General features: G+C 41.9%; 20 protein-coding genes. 10 read left to right on the top strand and 10 right to left on the bottom strand.

Annotated features, from left to right (window positions below):
• Positions 1 to 72 precede the first annotated feature (72 nt).
• Positions 73 to 1,398 (bottom strand): proton extrusion protein PcxA, encoded by a 1,326-nt coding sequence (locus VF06_RS11460; RefSeq protein WP_099069459.1) that lies wholly within the window; start codon positions 1,396 to 1,398, stop codon positions 73 to 75.
• 87 nt (positions 1,399 to 1,485) lie between these two features.
• Between VF06_RS11460 and VF06_RS11455 the strand changes: the two genes are divergently transcribed.
• The 3 genes from VF06_RS11455 (at position 1,486) to VF06_RS11445 (ending at position 5,308) form a co-directional block, all read left to right on the top strand.
• Complete coding sequence (locus VF06_RS11455; RefSeq protein ID WP_099069458.1) at positions 1,486 to 3,801, top strand: PD-(D/E)XK nuclease family protein; 2,316 nt, start codon at positions 1,486 to 1,488, stop codon at positions 3,799 to 3,801.
• A gap of 278 nt (positions 3,802 to 4,079) precedes the next feature.
• Positions 4,080 to 4,916 (top strand): sulfite exporter TauE/SafE family protein, encoded by an 837-nt coding sequence (locus VF06_RS11450; RefSeq protein WP_099069457.1) that lies wholly within the window; start codon positions 4,080 to 4,082, stop codon positions 4,914 to 4,916.
• A 2-nt stretch (positions 4,917 to 4,918) separates the two neighbouring features.
• Entirely contained in the window at positions 4,919 to 5,308 is a 390-nt protein-coding gene (locus VF06_RS11445; RefSeq protein WP_099069456.1) for a DUF1634 domain-containing protein, read from the top strand.
• 56 nt (positions 5,309 to 5,364) lie between these two features.
• Here the strand turns inward: VF06_RS11445 and VF06_RS11440 are convergent, their stop codons facing one another.
• On the bottom strand, positions 5,365 to 5,802 hold the full coding sequence (locus tag VF06_RS11440) for a YidH family protein (protein ID WP_099069455.1): 438 nt from the start codon (positions 5,800 to 5,802) through the stop codon (positions 5,365 to 5,367).
• Positions 5,803 to 5,893: 91 nt separating this feature from the next.
• On the opposite strand from VF06_RS11440, the gene VF06_RS40615 reads away from it, so the two are divergent.
• Together VF06_RS40615 and msrA are read left to right on the top strand one after the other, a co-directional pair.
• Complete coding sequence (locus VF06_RS40615) at positions 5,894 to 6,037, top strand: hypothetical protein (protein WP_180267407.1); 144 nt, start codon at positions 5,894 to 5,896, stop codon at positions 6,035 to 6,037.
• A gap of 34 nt (positions 6,038 to 6,071) precedes the next feature.
• Positions 6,072 to 6,740 (top strand): peptide-methionine (S)-S-oxide reductase MsrA, encoded by a 669-nt coding sequence (msrA, locus tag VF06_RS11435; protein ID WP_099069454.1) that lies wholly within the window; start codon positions 6,072 to 6,074, stop codon positions 6,738 to 6,740.
• A gap of 109 nt (positions 6,741 to 6,849) precedes the next feature.
• Here the strand turns inward: msrA and VF06_RS11430 are convergent, their stop codons facing one another.
• Positions 6,850 to 8,043 carry a serine/threonine protein kinase gene (locus tag VF06_RS11430; protein ID WP_099069453.1) on the bottom strand — a complete coding sequence of 398 codons (1,194 nt, stop codon included), beginning with the start codon at positions 8,041 to 8,043 and terminating at the stop codon, positions 6,850 to 6,852.
• 160 nt (positions 8,044 to 8,203) lie between these two features.
• Here VF06_RS11430 and VF06_RS11425 point away from each other — a divergent pair, with 160 nt between their 5' ends.
• Entirely contained in the window at positions 8,204 to 8,524 is a 321-nt protein-coding gene (locus VF06_RS11425; protein ID WP_099069452.1) for an addiction module antidote protein, read from the top strand.
• An 84-nt stretch (positions 8,525 to 8,608) separates the two neighbouring features.
• Here the strand turns inward: VF06_RS11425 and rfbB are convergent, their stop codons facing one another.
• The 4 genes from rfbB to pedR form a co-directional block, all read right to left on the bottom strand.
• Positions 8,609 to 9,676, bottom strand: a complete 1,068-nt coding sequence (gene rfbB, locus VF06_RS11420) for a dTDP-glucose 4,6-dehydratase (RefSeq protein ID WP_099069451.1) — start codon at positions 9,674 to 9,676, stop codon at positions 8,609 to 8,611.
• A gap of 32 nt (positions 9,677 to 9,708) precedes the next feature.
• Entirely contained in the window at positions 9,709 to 10,710 is a 1,002-nt protein-coding gene (locus VF06_RS11415) for a glycosyltransferase (protein ID WP_099069450.1), read from the bottom strand.
• A gap of 120 nt (positions 10,711 to 10,830) precedes the next feature.
• Positions 10,831 to 11,532, bottom strand: coding sequence for a DUF6391 domain-containing protein (locus tag VF06_RS11410; RefSeq protein WP_099069449.1), 702 nt, complete (start codon positions 11,530 to 11,532; stop codon positions 10,831 to 10,833).
• Between the two features lie 343 nt (positions 11,533 to 11,875).
• The gene (pedR, locus tag VF06_RS11405; protein WP_096535280.1) at positions 11,876 to 12,139 is read right to left on the bottom strand and encodes a photosynthetic electron transport-dependent transcriptional regulator PedR; all 264 of its coding nucleotides are present in this window, start codon (positions 12,137 to 12,139) and stop codon (positions 11,876 to 11,878) included.
• A 363-nt stretch (positions 12,140 to 12,502) separates the two neighbouring features.
• Here pedR and VF06_RS11400 point away from each other — a divergent pair, with 363 nt between their 5' ends.
• Both VF06_RS11400 and VF06_RS11395 read left to right on the top strand, forming a co-directional pair.
• Positions 12,503 to 13,480 (top strand): carbohydrate kinase family protein, encoded by a 978-nt coding sequence (locus tag VF06_RS11400; RefSeq protein ID WP_099069448.1) that lies wholly within the window; start codon positions 12,503 to 12,505, stop codon positions 13,478 to 13,480.
• A 307-nt stretch (positions 13,481 to 13,787) separates the two neighbouring features.
• Positions 13,788 to 14,564, top strand: coding sequence for a Uma2 family endonuclease (locus VF06_RS11395; RefSeq protein ID WP_099069447.1), 777 nt, complete (start codon positions 13,788 to 13,790; stop codon positions 14,562 to 14,564).
• Positions 14,565 to 14,615: 51 nt separating this feature from the next.
• On the opposite strand, the gene VF06_RS11390 is transcribed toward VF06_RS11395, so the two are convergent.
• Together VF06_RS11390 and VF06_RS11385 are read right to left on the bottom strand one after the other, a co-directional pair.
• Positions 14,616 to 15,302 carry a polysaccharide deacetylase family protein gene (locus tag VF06_RS11390; RefSeq protein ID WP_099069446.1) on the bottom strand — a complete coding sequence of 229 codons (687 nt, stop codon included), beginning with the start codon at positions 15,300 to 15,302 and terminating at the stop codon, positions 14,616 to 14,618.
• A gap of 75 nt (positions 15,303 to 15,377) precedes the next feature.
• Positions 15,378 to 15,869, bottom strand: a complete 492-nt coding sequence (locus VF06_RS11385) for a hypothetical protein (protein ID WP_099073033.1) — start codon at positions 15,867 to 15,869, stop codon at positions 15,378 to 15,380.
• Between the two features lie 131 nt (positions 15,870 to 16,000).
• On the opposite strand from VF06_RS11385, the gene VF06_RS11380 reads away from it, so the two are divergent.
• The gene (locus VF06_RS11380; RefSeq protein WP_099069444.1) at positions 16,001 to 16,948 is read left to right on the top strand and encodes an RnfABCDGE type electron transport complex subunit D; all 948 of its coding nucleotides are present in this window, start codon (positions 16,001 to 16,003) and stop codon (positions 16,946 to 16,948) included.
• 90 nt (positions 16,949 to 17,038) lie between these two features.
• Positions 17,039 to 18,418: a DUF2330 domain-containing protein gene (locus tag VF06_RS11375; RefSeq protein WP_099069443.1), complete on the top strand. Its 1,380-nt coding sequence runs from the start codon at positions 17,039 to 17,041 to the stop codon at positions 18,416 to 18,418.
• 90 nt (positions 18,419 to 18,508) lie between these two features.
• Here VF06_RS11375 and VF06_RS42585 read toward each other — a convergent pair whose 3' ends face one another.
• Complete coding sequence (locus tag VF06_RS42585; protein WP_257207595.1) at positions 18,509 to 18,637, bottom strand: hypothetical protein; 129 nt, start codon at positions 18,635 to 18,637, stop codon at positions 18,509 to 18,511.
• Between the last annotated feature and the right edge of the window lie 34 nt (positions 18,638 to 18,671).

Genomic DNA, 18,671 nt, shown 5'->3' with positions numbered 1-18,671 from the left:
CTTGACAGCTTCCAAAACTTTGTATTTACCACATTAACCAATGCCCCATGCCCCATGCCCCATGCCCATTATTTATTCATTCATATTCCGGTAAGTAGCTACTGCTGAAGGTGATATTCTGTTTAAATATCGGAATATCCAGTATTTGAAAATGGTATCCAAAATCACTGGGAATGTGGCAATAAATAAGAAGATAAAATCTCGATTTGCTGGTAATCCCCAATGGCGAGACACACCTTCTAAAAGTACTTCCCAACCGTGGGGGGAGTGGAAACCGACAAATATATCGGTAAACAAAATGATAATGAATGCCTTAGCGCTGTCGCTGAGTCCATAAACAATATGATCGAAGAAATCTTTCAGCACAGCAATGGAAGACTTGCTAGTCACCATCAACCAGATAAAAGCAACCACAGAAAACATATCAGCAAAAACATTTTTAATGGAATTAGAGCTTTCTCGACGAAATTCTTCAGCAATTTCTGTTGCTTTATCTTTTAGCTCAAGTTCTATATTCTCAACTGATAATGGCGGTGCATTACTAACCAAATTTTCAAACTTGATTCTTTCTTCAAATCTTTGTAGTTCTCCTAAAGCTTCCTCTTCCATCTCCGAGTTGAGAAATACCTGCGCTTCTTCAGTGGTTCTGAATCTATCAACAGCAGGGCCGACTACAAAAGCTTTTGCTATTTGATGCGTTAAAAGTGGTACTATAATTAATAGCAAAATAAATCTGATAGATATTATTGTTCTTCTTTGAGCTTGACGAAAACTCTGAATTACTTCTTCTTCGGAATTTGGGTCTAATTCAACTTGCAGCCGACTAATAGTACTTAAAATTGAGCGGGGTAAAACACCCATTGTATCGGTTTTGCCCTTTGGCTTTTTATCCGATTTATTCTCCATATCCTTAGTTGCTATCTTCGGCGGTAACACTGGAGTAATTGGAGAGTCAATTTGTGGAGTTGGAGATTTGACTGCTACAACTTTAGAAGTCATTTCTTCGGTAACAGTTGTGTATTTCGATATCACTCCATCGATAAAATTCAGCCTTTCTAGAACAAAAGCAGGACTGAGAAATTCTATACCTGCTTTATCAGCAGCTTTTTGATTTTCTTCATTGAGAAACCAGCGGCTGGCCCTAAACTCTGTCAGCCGCATTCTGGCAGTTTTTAATAGTTTGTTTAAGTCTGACTCGAAATAATCCATGACGCTGTTACTGTACATGGCTGAGCCAGTGTCTATTTTATTACCATTGAAATGCTTATCTTCTATTTCCTTGATCTTTAATGCTGCATCATACGCTTGATGTAAAGAACGTTCGGGAGTCTGTAAGTACCATCGATAAGCAGCAAGCAAGAAAGAATAGATTTTTTGGCTAAAAACAAAGTTTTTCATTGCAGACAATCATCCAGGATTATTTGGTGATTCTTAACCTTAAGTTAACGCACGAGGTATACTAGCAAATCTACAAGGAGAAAATTTGTGATTTCTCATTCGATTTGGATTGTTGGCACTAGCCGCAGTGGTAAGACAACTCGCTTAGTAGAGGAATTTTGTAGTTGGGTAAAACCTAAAAATACGTATATTGATTCATTTTATACTAAAAGCCAAGGACATGAAAAAGGTGATAATGTCTCTAAATTTTTATATCTTAAGCCAACAGAACCAGGAGTTTTAGTCTTAGCTGCTAATGATGATAATCGTCGAGAATTAGGAGATAAAATTGTTACATCAACATCAGGAAAATATCCGGTTCGTGGTAAGACACCGTTGGGTTTTTTTCAGGATGAGATTATTTTATTTTGGCCGTTGCTAATTAATTCATTGAACCTTAAGGCACAGTTTCCAGTGAGATTGCGGCCGGAAACCGAACAAGAGTTGGCGACTAAACTATGGCGTTCCCAATTAGACGCAGAAATTTTACGTCTTGCGGGTGTGAATGAGTCTCGTTTAGTGCGTCGCATCTTAGACTTATTTCAATTAGCAGCTTATAGCGGTGTACCTTGTGAAGAAATCGCCCAGATTTTAGCTAGGGGTCTGGGGGAAAATAGTACAAACTTAGAGCCGGAATTTTTGGCCTCATTGCTGTTAGATTGGCGTAACTGGTGTTTAGAGAGGGGATTACTAACTTATGGGATTATTACTGAACTTTATAGCCAGCATTTATTAAGCGATCGCAATTACCAAAAGCACTTAACAAAACGCTATCAAGCAGTACTAGCGGATGATGTCGATGATTATCCTGGTGTAGCGCGTCTGTTGTTTGAGTTACTTCTAGACCAAGGTGCAGTGGGGGCCTTTAGCTATAATCCCGATGGTGCAGTGCGATTGGGATTGGGAGCAGATCCAAACTACCTTGAAGGTTTAGCAGACCGTTGTCGGGTAGAAACCTTAACGGGGCCGCCTCCAGAGTCACTAGGACAACAATTAGCGACACAAATGGTGGAATTAGTCACACATTCCATAATGCCATTGAGCTTACCCGAAATTGTCCACTCAATTCAAACCACCTCCCGCGCCCAATTATTGCGGCTAACAGCACAAGTAATTGCCAATGCCATCCAATCGAGGCAAGTGGAACCAGAAGAAGTAGCAATTATAGCACCGGGTTTGGATGCCATCGCTCGTTATACCTTAGTAGAAATCCTCGTCAAGCAAAACATCCAAATAGAATCCCTCAACGACCAACGTCCGTTAATTAGTTCGCCAGTAATTCGGGCATTACTCACCATGCTGGCACTAGTTTATCCCGGCTTGGGACGCCTTGTAGACAGGGATGCCGTAGCAGAAATGTTGGTTGTCTTGAGCAGAAAACAAAAACCATCAGAAAACTCGCCACTCACCACTCCTAACTCCTCACTCCTAACTCTTCACTCAGCACTCATTACTGACATTGACCCGGTACGCGCTGGTTTAATCGCAGATTACTGCTTTGTACCCCATCCCGACCGCCCCAACTTGTTACCAGTATCAGCCTTCGAGCGCTGGGATAGAATCGGCTATGCAGCCAGCACAGCTTATAACGAGATATTACAGTGGTTAGAACAACAGCGATCGCAACAAGAACAGCGTTTAATTCCCAGCCCCATTTCCCTGTTAGATAGAGCAATTGTGCGTTTTTTGTGGAATGGTAGCAATCTCCCCTACGAACAACTAGCAGCACTGCGGGAATTACTGGAAACTGCCCAACACTACTGGGAAATTGATACAAGGTTGCGACAAACATCTTCTGGAAGAATAGGGGAAGAGGACGCGGGGACATGGGGACGCGGGGACGCGGAGAGTTCTTTCCCCGCGTCAGTGCGTCTCCCCCTCTCCCTGTCTTCTTCATCTGCGTCAGCAGCCACTATCACCGAATTCATTCAACTACTGCGACGCGGTACCATCACCGCCAACCCTTACCCAGTGCGTCCCATTGGTGGAGCCAGAAAAGCTGTAACTTTAGCAACTATATTTCAATATCGGTCTAGTAGGCGATCGCATCGCTGGCATTTTTGGCTCGACGCTGGTTCGCCTCTATGGGCTAAAGGTGGAGCCGCAACATTGTTTGGTGCGCCGTTTTTCCTTCAAGACAGATTAGGCGAACCTTGGACAGCAGAAAATGAAAAAGTAGCAGAACAACAAAGATTGCGCCGCATTTTGGCAGATTTGCTCTCTCGTGTCTCCAAAAGAGTTTATTTGTGTCACAGTGATTTAGCCGTCAATGGACAAGAGCAACTAGGGCCGCTCTTACCCCTAGTAAATGCCTGTGTCACAGTGATTTCTGAAACTAGTCAAGAATTAGGGACTTCCACGTAAAAAAATATTCTATAGAAGACTGTTCATTATTGACTGTTGACGGTTGACAGTTAATAGTTAATTAGTCGTGAAAAATAAATTATTTAGGCAAGGGAATAGGGAACAGGGTTACTTATTGGCTTATTCATCACTTTTAATTATTAATTTAACAAACAAAAGTGTTTGTTTCTCTGAGCGAAACTTCCTAAAATATTCGCGGGTGAAATCAACCAAGCAACAGATGAGGTTGAGTTTCGCTTTCTAGTCTCAAGCAAAAAGTTTGTGGCGGGGGAAGCAATTTGAACATCCTAGAATTTTCTTTATTAGTATGGTTAGGCTCATTTTTGGCTGGATTTTTAGGAGCGCTAACAGGGTTAGGCGGTGGAGTTGTAATTGTCCCCTTTTTAACATTGGTATTTGGAGTTGATATTCATTATGCCATCGGTGCTTCACTAGTATCTGTAATTGCTACATCTAGTGGAGCCGCATCCGCTTACGTTAAAGAAGGCTACACAAATGTGCGGCTAGGAATGTTTCTAGAAGTCGCAACCACCTTTGGCGCAATAGTCGGAGCAATTGTAGCAGCTAAAATTTCTACAGGTTTCCTTGCTGTTGTGTTTGGAATCGTTTTACTTTACTCTGCCTATTTGTCCCGCCAAAATCCACCCGAACACCTCAACAATTTGCCGCCAAATTCTTTAGCAGTTCGTCTCCAACTCAATGGTACTTATCCCACTCCCACCGGAGAACAATCTTATAACGTGCGTGGAGTGCCCTACGGATTTGGATTAATGTTTATAGCTGGCGTACTTTCAGGGTTGCTTGGTATTGGTTCTGGAGCACTCAAGGTGCTGGCAATGGATCGAATTATGCATATTCCCTTTAAAGTGTCAACCACCACCAGCAATTTCATGATTGGAGTGACGGCGGCGGCTAGCGCTGGCATATATCTAAACCGTGGTTACATCGATCCTGGATTAGCAATGCCTGTGATGTTAGGAGTGTTATTTGGTGCTTTACTGGGAGCGCGGATATTAGTCAGAGCTAAAGTTAAGCTTTTGCGAAATATTTTCAGCGTTGTCATTTTAGTGTTAGCGGTGGAAATGATTTACAAAGGGCTAACAGGGAGACTTTAAAAATGGTGAAAAGTAGGCGTAGTAAATCAGAGCAACGTTTTGAGCAATTTTTGGGCAACCTATTAAGAATTGGAGTAATTATTGCCACTGCTTTAGTTTTAATAGGTGGAACTTTGTATTTAATTCGCCACGGTACTGAGGCTCCCAATTATCAATTTTTTCGCGGAGAATTACCAGAATTTCGTAGTCCATCAGGTGTAGTCAAATCTGTTGAATCCGGTCGTCGCCGTGGGATTATTCAACTGGGATTGTTAGTATTAATTGCCACTCCAGTTATCAGAGTAGCCTGTTCGTTATTCGCCTATGTACGTCAAAGAGATTTTACTTATATTATTGTGACTTTAATTGTACTGTTTGGACTGTTATATAGTTTGATTGGAGGATACATATAGCAATTCTATTTTAGTTGTGAAAAATATTGGTTTTGACTGTTGACTGTTGACTTTACTTAATGTAAATTTCGGGACTGTGGTTGAATTGGAGTAGGAGAACGAGGAGGTATTTTGTTACGCCACAAAATCAAAGGAATACAGAATAGCCCTAAAACAATTACGATTCCAGTCATAATCCAAACAATTAATCTACTTGGTTTATAATTTCCGCGTTCAATTTGCCAAAAAACTTGATTGTATCGCCACACAGCTAACACAATTGTCAAAATTCCAGAAATTACCAAAGCCAAACCCAAATTTTCGGAATTAGTTAATGGATTTACCTTAGCTTCTTGTTGAGTAATAGCAACATTAAGCTGGCGCAAAAATATCCCAAATCGAGCAATAGCAATTCCAAAACTAATTAAGGCAATAGAAGTGCGTAGCCAAGCTAAAAAAGTTCGTTCGTTGGCTTGATGCTCCCTTTGTCGGTCAATTTTCGGTGTTTTATCCATAATTCCGTTTGGGATTTTAGATTTTAGATTTTAGATTTTAGATTTTAGATTATGAGTTGGGAGTTGGGAATTAGGAGTTAGGAGTTAGGATTTGGGAGTTAAAAATTATTCTCAGTGTCCCCGCGTCCCCGCGTCTCCGCGTCTCCCTCATCCCCACTTCACCACTACACCTCTGGTGAGGATTCTACGAAAATGCCAAGCGATCGCCAAAATCTTTACAGCGTTAAAATATTAAATAAGGTAAAGATATATATTCAGAGTCAAAATCAATGGCACTATTCGGATTTGGCAAAAAACAAAATATGCCCACACCTGAGGAAGCTTTACCAGGAAGGGCGCAGTCTATGTCAGTACCAGCTCATCATTATGTCAATAAAAATCCTCTAAAACCTCCTTACCCTGATGGATTAGAAAAAGCATTATTTGGTTTGGGCTGTTTTTGGGGCGCAGAACGCAAATTCTGGCAACTCAAAGGAGTTTACACTACCGCAGTGGGTTACGCTGCCGGTTTCACACCAAATCCCACCTATGAAGAAGTGTGTAGTGGAAGAACCGGTCACAACGAAGTGGTTTTGGTTGTATTCGATCCCAAAGTAATTAGTTACTCAGAATTACTGAAAGTCTTCTGGGAAAGCCACAATCCCACCCAAGGTATGCGCCAAGGTAACGATGTTGGCACTCAGTACCGTTCGGGAATTTATGTATACTCGGAAAATCAAAAACAGCAAGCACAAGCATCGCTGGAAGCTTATCAGCAAGCCCTCAATAAAGCAGGCTACGGCAAGATAACCACAGAAATCTTAGATGCACCAGAATTCTACTATGCCGAAGCCTACCATCAGCAATACTTAGCGAAAAATCCCAATGGCTACTGCGGTTTAGGAGGAACAAATGTTTCTTGTCCCATTGGTGTAGTTGAATCCCAAGTGACTGGTTAATAAAGACTGGGGAGATGGGGAGATGGGGAGATGGGGAGATGGGGAGATGGGGAGATGGGGAGAAATTACACCCCATGCCCAATGCCCCATGCCCCATGCCCCATGCCCACTAAAATGCAGATTTAATTAAAGCGATCGCTCTCAGCCACAACATAATACTAATGGGCGCACCAATTAAAATGCCAGCGATCGCCCAGCCTCTTTGGTGCGCTTTGAAGTGTTCAATATTCCGCCACTGTCTACTTTTCCAAGCCCATTCATTGCCTTTGGCACCAAGAGCTATGGCCATTACCCACCAACCGTGAGGTATAAAACAGAATAATCCGTACCACACTTGGTTAGTCCACATCCATAACCAAGGCATGAGAAACGCTCCCCAATTCCAACCGAGAATTTCCTCTGGCACTGTTTCATTGTGATTGTTGATACCGCATCCAGAGTTGTTAATAATTTCTTTTGGCGGCAAAAGCTGATACTTGTTTGCAGATTTGACAACCAAACCAGATTTGAGAGCTTTTAGGGCTTGGCGAGAACTAGTAAATCGTTGTTCTGGTGCGGGTTCTACCAATTTTTCTAGCCAACTGATAAAACTGGGACTGAGGTTAACACGATTTGCAAATTGCAATCGTAAATCCTGTTGGGGTAAATCAGATGGGGGAATTCCAGTTAGCAAATGAATTAAAGTCGCCCCCAATGCATAAAGATCGGAAGCTGCTACCGCACGTCCGCCAAATTGTTCCATTGGCGCATAGCCATAAGTACCAACAACAGTAAAAGTAACGCCTTCTTTTGCTGCTTTATCTTGAACTGCGCCAAAATCAACTAAATAAATTCGATTATCTTCGCCCCAAATTAAATTACTTGGTTTAATATCTCGATGCAATACTCCTGGATTCAACTCATGCAAATACGTAAGAATATTTAATACTTCAACGGCAATTTTTTTAGCTCGTTTTTCACTAAACCTTTTACCACTGGCAAGTTTATCCTTGAGTGATTCACCAGGGATATACTGTTGTATTAAGCCAAACCAGAGAGTGCGATCGTCAATACAAAAATAATCTATATATTGAGGGATGCGCGGATGATTTAGCTGTTTGAGAATTTGCGCTTCCCTCTCAAAAAGTTTCAAATCATCCCACTGCACAGTACCACCAAAGGCCAAAAGTTTGACCACAACAGTGGAATTCTCTTCAGTCTCAGCTTGTAAATCCAATGCTTGCCAAGTTTGGCGAATTCCATTGTTACCGAGTTGGCGTTGAATTTGATAACGCCCTTGTAATATCTGTTCTACTTGCAGCATCTGACACCTGCTGGCAATTTACGCTAATCTCTTCCCTTACTATTCAAGGATAGTCATTATCTAGAGAAACTGTGCGAAACTGATAATTTATTGAAAGCACTTGAAGATTCCGTTCAGGACATTGAAGACGCAAAACTTTACTGGAAGGAGTACCTCAGCCGTGAGAAAATTTAGAACACTCGATGAATTTGAAGAAGAGTATTTCGGCAATCACCCCGAAGAAATCTACGATTATTTGACTGAGATATTTGAAGAATATTCAGAAGACAATGATTCCGGCGCATTGTTAGCATCCTTGCGTGTCATTGTGCGTGTACAGAGAATCAGTGAGATAGCCGAACAAATAGGTATGACACGCTGGGGATTGCAAAAAGCCTTATCCAGCAATGGCAACCCTCGCCTTGAAAACGTCAATTCAATTATGAGGGCACTCGGATATTGCCTGACACCACAAAAAATTATCCATCCACCCGCAGAGTGAATCACATCAATCAAGTATCGACTTTATCTTGTGGTAAGATAAAAACTTAAGATTATTATTCGTCAAAATTAACCCACTTTTAGGTCATTTTACAGAATAATTTTTACGATAATAAGCTTGGTATTCCGCAGATAATAAAGGTTCCCACCAATCACGATGAGTGAGATACCACTCAACAGTTAAACGTAGACCTTCGGCAATTGTAACTGAAGGCGTCCAACCAAGTTGAGTTTTAATTTTATTGGCGTTAATTGCATATCTTCTATCGTGTCCTGGTCTATCCTTCACAAAAGTAATTAACTGTTTGGCTGGATGCACTGGTAAATTGGGTGCTAATTCATCCATCATTTGGCATAAAAGTTCCACGAGGGTGATATTTTCCACCTCATTATTGCCACCAATATTGTATGTTTCCCCTGGTTTACCAGAATTTATTACTACATCTAAGGCCCGACAATGATCGCCTACATAAAGCCAATCTCTGACATTTTTACCATCGCCATAAACAGGTAATGGTTTACCAATTAAGGTGTTGATACACATTAAGGGAATCAGCTTTTCTGGAAATTGATAGGAACCATAATTATTAGAACAATTTGTAATAATTGTCGGCAGTTTATATGTATGATAATAAGCACGGACTAAGTGGTCGCTACCAGCTTTAGAAGCAGAATAGGGGCTGTTGGGAGCGTAGGGCGTAGTTTCAGAAAAAGCTGCATCATCTGGGCCTAAACTACCGTAGACTTCATCAGTAGAAACGTGCAAGAAACGATAATTTGATGGCTGTGCTTTTGCTTGCCAATGTTGGCGAAAAGCTTCGAGAAGAGTGAAAGTTCCTACCACATTAGTTTGCACAAAAGCACCAGGGCCGAGAATCGAGCGATCGACATGGGATTCAGCCGCAAAATGAGCGATGGTGTCAATATTTTCCGTTGATAATAAATTATCTATGAGGGGGCGATCGCAAATATCTCCCTGCACAAACCGAAAATTTTCCCTTCCCTCAACAGGTTTCAAATTCAAAGGATTTCCTGCATAAGTTAGAGCATCCAACACCACCACTTGGTCATCTGGATAAGCTTGACACCAATGATGTACAAAATTCGCTCCAATAAACCCCGCACCCCCCGTCACCAATAATCGTCGACTCATCCAGTTTCCTCTCTTCTTTAGTTGCGGTTAGCTTATTTAAACTTTAAATATTGTTTTTTCAGCTTACCATATATCCTCTGTGCCCGTAATTTAGTCAGACGAATTTTGGTCAAGCTCTTAATATTAGATGGCTGCTGTATTTTGTGGTCAAAAAATACATTTAATTCATCCAAAATTACTTGCAGACGCTTAATAATATTTTCATTTCGATACTCAGCAAAAAATTCTTGATTCAATGTAACTGCTACTGACGAATCAAGTATTTTGAGAATACGTTGCACATCATATTCTAGTGAATATCCAGCGATTTTATAGCAATTAAATCCAGGATCTAAATAATCTGACAATCCACCATTCACACTAGAAAATACCTGACATCCACAGGCAAGAGCTTCCATTGGTTGTAGTCCAAATCCTTCACTAACACCTTGCTGTGCCCAGTATTCAGCAGAATCATAAAGGTAAACCTTTGCTCGGTTAAATAATCCAGGTAAATCTTCGACATAGGAATCGACAAGGAAAACATTACAATGCTTTTGTAATTCTGGAATCAATTCTTTGATTAAATACTCAGAAGATTTTCGAGCCTGAACTAAAACATCAATATCTCGTGCTTGAGCTAAATTTTTAAATTCATCAGAAATTTGATTTGGCAAATAATAAATCAAAGAATGAGGTGATTTTTCTCCCCAATATCCCATTGTATAGCGACTAACAGCAACAATCGGAATACTTGCGGGTAGCTTAAATGGATAACCTGGGCTATGTGCGTGGTAAACAACATTGTATTGCTTCAGTTTAGAAACAAGTAGAGGTACATCAAATCCCCAATTGATTACAAAAATCGCATCATTGAGATTTTTTTGTTGAAGCAAATCATCAATGAATTGCTTACCTGTTTCCCGTTGACGATAAGTGACAACATCTGCACTACAAATTTGCTGAACCAAATTAACTGTTTTCAATTCTGCCCAAAGACCACCGCAGGCAAATTTGCCATCTGTACCAGGAAGTAAGAAGTAAAGTTTTCTCATAATTTATTTTTCTAGGGAAGTGGGGAGGTGAGGAGATGAGGAGGCAGGGGAGCAGGGGAGATGAGTTTTTCCCCTCTGCCCCTCTGCCCAATGCCCAATGCCCCATACCCTTCACTCTCTTCATTCTTGCCATTTCACTTTGACAAAATGCGCTTCACGTCCCCAGAGGTCGCGTGTACGGATAATGTTTTCAATTGTGAGGTTAAAAGGAATAGCGGTTGTTAAGTAACGCTGTACCATAGAACCTAAATCAGGTGCGATTTCAGCGGCTGTTGTTGCGGCTAACCCCAAACCTATAATTTGCTCTACAGGTCGGAATGGTAGCAATAAATGTACACCCATAGCTAATCCGGCGGTTAAGACCATTGCTACTGATAAATTTGTGCCACAACGGGGATGTACAGCTAAATCCCACTCTCCACTGGTAATGCGATGTCGGGCAAGTGCCACTGCACGCCGTAAATCACTGATGTTCACTTCACCATAGAGGTAGAATCCCTGTTCCGTAGACAAACCACCTAACAGTTCGTTATCTAGTTGAACTTTATTGGGTTCTCCTGTGGTGTGGTATGCACTATTTGATTCACTGAGAACCCAAACAGTGGCATGTTCTAGTGCGTGAACTTGCCGCAACATTAAAATTTCTTTTAACCCTGGAATAAACGACAGTTGCCTAAGTAAGTCCGTATCTTGCGTAGGATACGGAAAGTCTGAAGGTTGTGATTCTGAGGTTGGAACTTTTCCTGACAGAGGTGTTGTCAAATCAAAATTCCAAAATTCAAAGGGAAAAGAACCACCTTGAAAAGAAGCAGAAGTATTCATCGGAACACTACTCTCCAAGCCGATAGAGCAATACAGATTTCTTTCAAATGTAGCGCTTGCACCATTAAATTGTTGCTAATTTTTGTTATTGGGCCGGTATGGGATATGGGGTATGGGGCATGGGGCATGGGGGATTGGCCTAACAGGGAGTATTGACTGGTGACTGGTGACTGGGGAGTGGTAACTGTTGACTGTTGACTTTTATTCTCCTTGTCTCCCTTGTCTCCCTTGTCTCCCCATCTCCCCTGTAATTAATGTGCGAGGAGAGGAATAATTAGTAAAACTCCATATCAGCGTTTTAGCATACTACATCCGAGAAATCGTGTTACCACGAGTCAATTGTTTATTCGATCTGATTCGGCAGAGGACAACAATTGACATCATTCAAACAGACTTTGCCCCACTGTAAAGCCCAGCGGACAAGAGCTACTCGATTTTCTGTCTCGGTTTTGGTGAGAATGTTACTGATATGGTTATCAACTGTACGCTTGCTAATTTCCAGTTTCACTGCAATCTCTTGGTTAGTTAAGCCAGCGGCCACTAAGTCGATAATTTGCAGCTCTCTGTCTGACAGACTAACAGGGGTCTCAGACTTGCCACCAGCCATGACTATTTCTTTCCTCCCTTGGTATATGTACTTAATCACTCTTTCTAATTCTAGAAGATTCTTTTGTTGGCAGGGGTTTCAAGTGTTAGCAGTAATACGATTATCAATATTTTTTTTGGATTTGAAGTTGCTCGGAATTTAACTATTAATTTAACTTGTCAAAAACATGTAACATATTTATCTAAATCAATATGGTTTAAATACTGAGAAAAGTAAGTATGTCTTAGGGGCATATATTTATTATTAGAGTAGTAAAAATTGCTATTGAATTCTATGAAGGACTGGCGACAGATAGCAACAATTATTGTAGATTTTATACTGGAAATTCGTAATCCAAAATCGAAACCTAAAATCTAAAATGAAATGAGCAATCCCCGTGTTTTGTGTCTTGGTGAAATTTTGTTTGATTGTTTAGCCGATCAATTGGGGCTAAAGCTGGAAGAAGTGAAATCTTGGACTCCCTACCCAGGAGGGGCACCAGCTAATGTGGCCTGCGCTTTAGTCAAGTTGGGGACGCCAACGGCCTTTATTGGTGCTGTTGGTGAAGATGAACCAGGAAATGCACTGGTGAAGCTATTAGAGGATGTGGGTGTAGAGACAACAGGGGTGCAGCGTCATCCCACAGCACCAACACGGCAAGTATATGTGACACGGGATCTGGCTGGCGATCGCACTTTTGCTGGATTTGGTCAATACGATACCTCTGAATTTGCTGATACTCGCCTGTCTGCCAAACACTTACCTTCTTCACTGTTTCAAGAGGCAGATTTTCTAGTTTTGGGCACTTTGGAATTAGCTTATCCCGAAAGCGAACAGGCAGTTTACCGCGCCCTAGAACTAGCAGAACAATACGATCTGAAGATTGTGCTGGATGTCAACTGGCGTCCTGTATTTTGGCACGATCCAAACATCGCTCATCAAAAAATTCCAGAATTATTTAATAAAGTTGATTTCCTGAAACTTTCCAAAGAAGAAGCCGAATGGCTATTTGAAACCGCAGATCCGGGAGCCATAACTTACCGTCTGGCTTCCATTGAGGGAGTATTAGTCACAGATGGAGAAAATGGTTGCACTTACTGTTTGGGTGAAAACGAAGGCAAATTACCTTCATTTTCCATTCCTGTAGTTGACACAACTGGTGCAGGGGATAGCTTTTTAGCAGGATTTGTCCACCAGCTGAGGCAGTATGGTATCCACAGCTTGCGGGATGCAGAAACGGCAAAACGGATTGTTACCTACGCTAGTGCTGTTGGGGCACTGACTACCATTAAAGCAGGTGCGATCGCTTCTCAACCCACAGCTGCCGAAGTCGAAGCTTTTTTAGCCACAAATCAACTTTAGGAATTAATAAAAGGGAACAGGGAACAGGGAATGGCTAACAGAATCAGAAGTCGCCCACGAGGGGCGGGGTTTTCACCTTCCACGGTATACAAAGATTTTTTCACCCACGTTCGCGTAGCGTCTTCCAGAGAGGGGCGAGGTTTTAAATCAACATCTGGGGCTAGTTCCTCTCCTGTTGCGTGTTCTTGCCCCGTTGGCGTAGCCTCTCCTAGAGAAGGGGCTTGGTAAAATTAGCGGGAATATTAGCTACTAAAAGCTGATATCCCCGGCTAGAAAATAGATTTCAATTTGAATTTGGAATTGATTTATGGTAGCCCAAATCAGTGAAAGCAAAGCATCAAATCAACTGATAATAACCTGGGAACCCTTACCCAAAGATTTTCAACTAGAGGATGAGCCAGTGGAGAATACAGGTCAGCCAATATTAGCTGGTGCTTTGCGTGAAAGTTTAGAAATTAGTGGCTTCATCCAACCCCAAATGTTAATCGCCTCTAACTTGGGATTATGTGCAACTATTAACGAACAACTGGTAATTAAAGCACCAGATTGGGTGTATGTACCAACAGTGAAAGAAATTATTAGTAATCGCAAAAGTTACACACCAATTTTAGAAGGTGAAATCCCATTAATTGTGATGGAATTTGTTTCTGATACTGACGGTGGAGAATATTCTGTTAAGCGTTCTTACCCACCAGGTAGATGGTTTTTTTACGAACAAATACTGCAAGTTCCTATTTATATAATTTTTGAACCTAATGGGGGATTATTGGAATGTTATCAATTGGAAAATGGACATTATGAATTGAAATTACCAGATGAAAGTGGTCATCATTTCATAGAAGCAATGAACTTATTTTTGGGAACATGGCAAGGAACAAAAGAAGCTCATAGTGGTTATTGGTTACGTTGGTGGGATCGAGATGGCAACTTGTTACCTTGGGCAGTGGAAAAAATTGAACAAGAACGTCAACGTGCAGAACAAGAACGTCAACGTGCAGAACAAGAACGTCAACAAAAAGAAAGATTAATTGCTTATTTACAGTCGCAAGGAATTGACCCCAATAATTTGCCCGGTTTTGAATAGAAATGTTGTTGGGTTGTTAACCGTTGATTGTTGATTGTTGACAGTTGACGGTTAACCGTTCCCTGTTTGCTCTGAACGCTGCCATAGGGCATCAACAGTTACAAATTCATAGCCTTGTTGTAGCAATTGAGGAATGAGAATTTTGATTGTGGCAGCAACGTCTTGTCCGCCACAGACACCATCATGTAAAACAATCAAAGAACCATTTTTAACTTGCTGCATAACTCGCCTCACCACAGTGTTTACTCCTGGTCGCACCCAATCTTCTGGTACAACACTCCACATTACTGGGCGATAATTCCACTCAAGAAATAATTTTAAAGTAGCAGGTGTAAATAAACCATTAGGGGGACGGACATCCCGCACTTGTTCGGGTTGCAGATTGCAAGCATCATAGATAGCAACTTGGGTTTTTTCTAAACTCAGCTTGAGTTCATTGGGGGAAAGCATGGGAAAAGAGCGATGATCGTAACCATGCAATCCGATCCAGTGTCGGCGATCGCTAACAGCTTTGGCAATGTCTGGCGAACGGTTGACACAAACACCCAACCAAAAAAAACTCGCTGTAATTTTATACTGGTCTAAAACTGCTAACACTTCCGGTGTATGTTGCGGATGAGGGCCATCATCAAATGTCAAAGCGATGGCTTTACTATGGGGATTGCCCATCCAAAGGCAATTGGGAAAACTTGGCTGGAGAATGCGGTAAAAAATCGGGAACAGGGGAGCTAGTTGCATTTTGCGTTTTTTTGCTGCTGAAAAGTTTTTGTAGGTGTTGCTGGCGAAATTGCGATCCTACCCCAATACAATGCCTCAATATTCTACCCAAATTGGATGCCTTGGTAAGCGATTGCCACAGGAGGGGCAAGGAAGTACAGGATATCTTTCAGCAGCTTTCATAAGAGTGAAATGATCTTGATTGATACCATCTCCAAAATATGGATCGATAACCATAGGATTAGCTGTTTTTCCTCGCCAATTACAAGAATTACAGGTTAACGTTTCCAAGTGGATTCTTTGGAAGTTTGATTCTATTTCAACAAAAATATATGGCATCCATTTCTTCTTCTTCATCGATATTTTTCCAAGTCCCAAGTGAAGCTCAGGGTATTTATGAGTAAACTCAAGTGCTGGCCAAAGCAAATCTAAAATAGCCAGTGGCATATTATCAATGAAGGCGTTTAATCGCAAAGTTTCCCAATATTCTTGGCTGGGGAATAAAATTTTTTGACCGTCAATACAAGTGTGTTTGATGCTGGTCTGATTTGAGTTCACGAACTTGTGACATACTTCTATACTAAACATCTCTCCGTTTTACCAATAAGATGCAGAGAGTAGGAATGCTTTGTAACAAAATCTGTAACAGCAATGCTATTTGAGCTAACACTCGTCTAAATTGATGAAAAATCTACGGGGAATCCCTGAATTAACGGGTAATGTTGCTCAAAGATATACGAGACTATCAAATTTTATTTCTCGGCTTGTTCCTAGTCTTGGGAATCGGTACGCGAGACTGGACGCTGCGGCCAGAATTGATTGCAGTAGCGATCGCCACAAGTCTTTCAACTCAATTGGTATTGTCATTTGTCATTGGTCGTTGGTCATTGGTCATTTGCAAAGGACAAACGACTAACGACAAAGGACAAAGCTTAAATCTTCGCAGTGCTTTAATTACTGCTTTAGGATTGAGCTTGCTGTTGCGGGCTGACCATTGGACAACAATGGCAATAGCTGTAGCAAGTGCGATCGCCAGCAAATTTTTCTTGCGAGTCGGTGAGAAGCATTTCTTTAATCCTGGGAATTTTGGCATTATTTGTGTCTTAATTTTCACCAGCGACGCTTGGGTATCACCGGGACAGTGGGGTGAAGAGTGGTGGTATGGGCTAGTATTTGCTGGTACTGGCGGTATGGTTTTGCAACGAATTGGACGTTGGGACACCACAGCAGCTTTTTTGGGTGCCTACTCCCTACTAGAGGCGATTCGTAATTTATGGCTTGGTTGGACTTGGGATGTTTACTGGCACAGATTGATGAGCGGATCTTTACTGTTATTTGCTCTATTTATGATTACCGATCCGCGATCGATGCCCAATTCTCGCATCGGGCGCGTAATTTGGGCAATGTGCATCGCCGGATTAACTTTTATCCTGCGAAATTATTTCTTTCTTTCCACCGCAGTTTTCTGGGCACTGTTTATCCTTGCACCATTGACCATCTTGATAGATTTTCTTTGGTCAGCGCCAAGGTTTTCTTGGCAAAGGGGAGATGAGGAGACAAGGGAGTACACAGAAGTCCGAGCGGAGGCTTCCTTTGATCGGAACTTTGGAGGGAACAGCAAAGAAGAGTTTTTCCCCTCTGCCCCTGGAGCCTCTTCTGTCCAATGACCAATACTTCTCTGCGAGAGGCTGCGCCAACGACTACGCTCAGTACAAGTGCCCCATGCCCCAGTCACCATTAAATATTGAGGTATAACAATGAAACTTTTTCGATTTTTGAGACCATTATTATTAGCAATTGTAATTGTTTTGTGCTTTGCGCCGAGAGCTTGGGCATTTTGTGGATTTTATGTTGCCAAGGCTGATACAAAGCTGTATAACAAAGCGTCTCAGGTGGTAATAGCACGGAATGGCGATCGCACTGTCCTCACGATGGCAAATGATTTTCAAGGTGAAGTCAAAGATTTTGCAATGGTGGTACCAGTGCCAACGGTACTGCAAAAAGAGCAAGTCCGCGTCACTGAACCCAAAATTATTGAACGTTTGGACGCTTTTAGCGCACCGCGATTAGTGGAATATTTCGATTCAGATCCTTGTGCCCCGCTTTATGAGTATGACCGACCACTAGCATTACCAGCACCAGCAGCAAGCAATGAATCAGCAGGTGCAAGAGGCCGTGATGCTAGTTTGGGTGTGACTGTAGAAGCACGTTTTAATGTCGGTGAATATGACATCGTGATTCTCAGTGCTAAAGAATCAGGTGGATTGGAAACTTGGCTGCAACGCAATGGTTATAAAATTCCCAGAGGAGCAAAACAGTTACTTAAACCCTACGTCCGCTCCTCGATGAAATTCTTTGTTGCTAAAGTCAATTTAGATAAATTCGAGAAATCTGGCTACCAATTTCTTCGCCCGCTACAAATTTCCTATCAGTCACCCAGATTCATGTTGCCAATTCGTTTGGGCATGATTAACGCCACCACCGAACAGGATTTAATTGTTTACATCCTTTCCGCCGAAGGACAGGCAGAAATCACTAATTACCGCACGGTGAAAATTCCCTCCGATGCCAACATTCCTGTATTTGTGAAAAACGAATTTGGTGAATTTTACAAATCCATGTTTCAAACTGTCTACACCAAAGAAGACAAGAAAGTTGGTTTTTTGGAATACGCTTGGGACATGAGTAATTGCGATCCCTGTTCTGCCGATCCCCTAACCCCAGAAGAACTCAAGCAAGCAGGCGTATTTTGGCTAGACGATAATTCTCCAAATAATGTAACAGTGCCGCCCAACTTTCGTCGTCCGTTGCCTAGAAGTGATGTATTCATCTCCCGGTTGCATGTACGCTACACCCGCGACAAATTCCCCGAAGACTTGATATTTCAACAAACAGGGAATCGTGAATCTTTCCAAGGACGTTATGTTTTGCAACATCCCTTCCAAGGAGAACTCAAGTGCCAAGCAGGTAGAGAATATAAACGTTCTTTACCCAAGCGTTTTGAACAAGAAGCCCAAACCCTAGCCAAACTCACCAACTGGAATATCCAAGACATTCGTAACAAAATGAAACTGAGTCTCAGTAATTTGAGATTGTCTTGGTGGGAAAACTTTCTGTCTTGGTTTGGATTGTATTAATTAGGATTGGGCATGGGGCATGGGGCATTGGGCATTGGGCATTGGGCATTGGGCATTGGGCATTGGGAGTTAGGAGTTGGGAGTTAGGAGTTAGGAGTTAGGAGTTAGGAGTTGGGAGTTAGGAGTTAGGAGTTGGGAGTTATTCTTCCCCTGCTCCCCTGCTCCCCCATCTCCCCATCTCCCCATCTCCCCATCTCCCCCATCTCCCCATCTCCCCATACCCCAATTTCTTGATGAAAGGTAATTTTCTAAC

This window comes from Nostoc linckia z4 (assembly GCF_002608075.1).
Taxonomy (GTDB): Bacteria; Cyanobacteriota; Cyanobacteriia; order Cyanobacteriales; family Nostocaceae; genus Nostoc; species Nostoc linckia.
This window is presented reverse-complemented; position numbering and strand designations above follow the sequence as displayed.

Excerpts from the sequence above, each read along its gene's own strand:
- pedR (WP_096535280.1), bottom strand. The coding sequence starts at position 12,139 with ATGGCTGGTGGCAAGTCTGAGACCCCTGTTAGTCTGTCAGACAGAGAG.
- VF06_RS11460 (WP_099069459.1), bottom strand. The coding sequence starts at position 1,398 with ATGAAAAACTTTGTTTTTAGCCAAAAAATCTATTCTTTCTTGCTTGCT.
- VF06_RS11375 (WP_099069443.1), top strand. The coding sequence starts at position 17,039 with ATGAAACTTTTTCGATTTTTGAGACCATTATTATTAGCAATTGTAATT.
- VF06_RS11395 (WP_099069447.1), top strand. The coding sequence starts at position 13,788 with ATGGTAGCCCAAATCAGTGAAAGCAAAGCATCAAATCAACTGATAATA.
- VF06_RS42585 (WP_257207595.1), bottom strand. The coding sequence starts at position 18,637 with ATGGGGAGATGGGGAGATGGGGGAGATGGGGAGATGGGGAGATGGGGA.
- msrA (WP_099069454.1), top strand. The coding sequence starts at position 6,072 with ATGGCACTATTCGGATTTGGCAAAAAACAAAATATGCCCACACCTGAG.
- VF06_RS11410 (WP_099069449.1), bottom strand. The coding sequence starts at position 11,532 with ATGAATACTTCTGCTTCTTTTCAAGGTGGTTCTTTTCCCTTTGAATTT.
- VF06_RS11400 (WP_099069448.1), top strand. The coding sequence starts at position 12,503 with ATGAGCAATCCCCGTGTTTTGTGTCTTGGTGAAATTTTGTTTGATTGT.
- VF06_RS11415 (WP_099069450.1), bottom strand. The coding sequence starts at position 10,710 with ATGAGAAAACTTTACTTCTTACTTCCTGGTACAGATGGCAAATTTGCC.
- VF06_RS11445 (WP_099069456.1), top strand. The coding sequence starts at position 4,919 with ATGGTGAAAAGTAGGCGTAGTAAATCAGAGCAACGTTTTGAGCAATTT.
- VF06_RS11385 (WP_099073033.1), bottom strand. The coding sequence starts at position 15,869 with ATGTTTAGTATAGAAGTATGTCACAAGTTCGTGAACTCAAATCAGACC.
- VF06_RS11430 (WP_099069453.1), bottom strand. The coding sequence starts at position 8,043 with ATGCTGCAAGTAGAACAGATATTACAAGGGCGTTATCAAATTCAACGC.
- rfbB (WP_099069451.1), bottom strand. The coding sequence starts at position 9,676 with ATGAGTCGACGATTATTGGTGACGGGGGGTGCGGGGTTTATTGGAGCG.
- VF06_RS11390 (WP_099069446.1), bottom strand. The coding sequence starts at position 15,302 with ATGCAACTAGCTCCCCTGTTCCCGATTTTTTACCGCATTCTCCAGCCA.
- VF06_RS11440 (WP_099069455.1), bottom strand. The coding sequence starts at position 5,802 with ATGGATAAAACACCGAAAATTGACCGACAAAGGGAGCATCAAGCCAAC.
- VF06_RS11380 (WP_099069444.1), top strand. The coding sequence starts at position 16,001 with ATGTTGCTCAAAGATATACGAGACTATCAAATTTTATTTCTCGGCTTG.